General features: G+C 71.2%; 1 protein-coding gene. It reads right to left on the reverse strand.

The annotated features are described in order from the left end of the window. Positions 1-1,791: non-ribosomal peptide synthetase (locus D7X12_RS41125; RefSeq protein WP_120630539.1), on the reverse strand; the 1,791-nt coding region annotated here is incomplete at both ends.

Below are 1,791 nucleotides of genomic sequence, written 5' to 3' on the forward strand. Positions count from 1 at the left end.
TCAGGGGCAGGGTGGCCAGCGTCACGAAGACCGAGGGCACCATGTACTCCGGCAGCCGCTGCCGAAGGCCCGCGCGCAGGGCCGTGCCGTCCAGCACCTGGCCCTCGCGAGGCGACACATAGGCCACCAGCCGCTTGTCGCCGGGCATGTCCTCGCGCACCACCACGGCGACCTGGAGCACGAAGGGCAGGTCGCGCAGGGCGGCCTCCACCTCCGCCAGTTCGATGCGGAAGCCGCGCACCTTCACCTGGTGGTCGATGCGGCCCAGGAACTCCAGCACGCCATCCGCGCGCCAGCGCACCAGGTCACCCGTGCGGTACAGCCGCGCGCCGGGCGTGGTGCCCTGCGCATCCGGGACGAAGCGCTCCGCGGTGAGCTCGGGCCGCGACACGTAGCCGCGCGACAGGCCGTCACCGCCCAGGTACAGCTCCCCCGGCACGCCCACCGGCACCGGGTGCATCCACGCATCCAGCACGTAGCCCGTGGTGTTGGACAGCATCGGGCCAATGGGCATCGAGCCTCCCACCTGGTCGGGCCGAGACACCGTGAAGGTGTTGGAGACGACCGTGCACTCGGTGGGGCCGTAGATGTTGGTGACGTGGAGGGTTCCGGACGCAGCGGCCTTGCGCACGTGGGGCGCGGAGATGACGTCCCCGCCCACGAGCACCTCGCGCAGCTGTTCGAGGATGGCCGGCTGGTGATCCACGATCTGCGAGAAGAGCCCGGTCGGCAGGTGGGCGCAGGTGACGCCGTGCTGCTTCGCCACCCGGGCGACCCGCTCCAGGTCGCTGGTCAGGTGCTGGCCCGAGAAGATGACGAGCCGGCTGCCTTGCAGCAGGGGGAGCCACAGCTCCAGGACGGAGCCGTCGAAGGAGACGGGCGCCAGGAGCATCATCGTGTCGCCGACGCCGTAGGTGCCGAAGCGCTCCGACTGGATCAGCCGCAGCAGGCTGCGCTGTTCGATGCTCACGCCCTTGGGCCGGCCGGTGCTGCCGGACGTGAAGATGACGTAGGCCAGGTTGCGGGGGCTCACGTCCACCTGGGGCGCGGTGACGGGATGCGCGTCGAGCGACAGCTCCTCCACGAAGAGGATGGGCGCGGCCCCTTCGGCATGCTGGAACCGCTCGCGCAGGTCGCGCCGCGTCAGGAGCAGGTGGGGCCGGGCATCCTCCAGCATGAAGTTCAACCGCTGCGCGGGGTACGAGACATCCATCGGTACGTACGCGCCGCCCGCCTTGAGCGTGGCCAGCGCGCAGACGACAAAGGCCACCGAGCGCTCCAGGCACAGCGCCACCAGCCGGTCCGGCCCCACGTTCCGGGCCCTCAGCTCATGCGCGAGCTGATTGGCCCGCGCGTCGAGCTGCGCGTACGTCAGCCGCTCGTCCTCGGACTCCAGCGCGATGGCCTCCGGATGCCGCGCCACCTGGAGCGCGAACTGGGACATGACGCTGACGTCGGAGGCGTAGGGGCGGGCGGAGTCGTTGAAGTCGACGAGCACCTGCTGCCGCTCCGCCGGGGTGATCCAGGCCAGCGAGGCCAGCGGCAGGTCCGGCCCGGAGACCGCGGCCTCCATCAGCGTGCGCAGATGGCCGGCCATGCGGGCCACGGTGTCGCGCTCGAAGAGGTCGGTGCTGTACTCGATGGCGCCGTGCAGGCCGTCCGCCGTCTCCGTGAGCAGCAGGCCCAGGTCGAAGCGCGCCGTGGCGCTGTCCACGTCCAGCATGCGCAGCGTGAGGCCCGGCGCCTGGAGCGTCCCGCCCGGTGCGTTCTGGAGCGCGAAGATGACCTGCA

It is taken from the genome of Corallococcus sicarius (assembly GCF_003611735.1).
Taxonomy (GTDB): domain Bacteria; phylum Myxococcota; class Myxococcia; order Myxococcales; family Myxococcaceae; genus Corallococcus; species Corallococcus sicarius.